At 33.0% G+C, this 409-nt stretch carries 1 protein-coding gene; it reads left to right on the forward strand.

Going from position 1 to position 409, the window contains the following annotated elements; all coding sequences use genetic code 11:
• Nucleotides 1–111: 111 nt before the first annotated feature.
• Nucleotides 112–396 (forward strand): hypothetical protein, encoded by a 285-nt coding sequence (locus tag ACJ5GX_RS07780; protein ID WP_495292878.1) that lies wholly within the window; start codon nucleotides 112–114, stop codon nucleotides 394–396.
• The last annotated feature ends 13 nt before the right edge of the window (nucleotides 397–409 follow it).

Consider the following 409-nt stretch of genomic DNA (forward strand, 5'->3'; position numbering starts at 1 on the left):
CACAATATGTGGTTGATGAGTTAAAGTTAAAGTATAATTAAAGGTTAGTAATTATGACAGCGATAGTAGAAGCATTTGGAAAGCCGCATGTAAACGTGGGAACGATAGGACATGTGGATCGATCCTGAAGAAGCAATGAAAACTGGCTTAATTGACAGAGTAATAGCTGAGCGTAAAGATATGAAGATTGAAAATATTAAAGTTGATTATCCGTACGTCTTAAAACCGATTAACGAAGGCTCAAGCATTGGAGTACACATGATTTTCTCACATGAGGATTACTTAGAGCTGAAAAATAACAGTTCTACTATAATGGAAAAGATGATCGATCTTTATATAAAAAAAATGCATTTGCAAATGTGTATTTTTAGGTACTTCAGAAGAATTTATAGTTAGCCTTTGTTCAATT

The sequence above is a fragment of the Wolbachia endosymbiont of Tuta absoluta genome, from assembly GCF_059414725.1.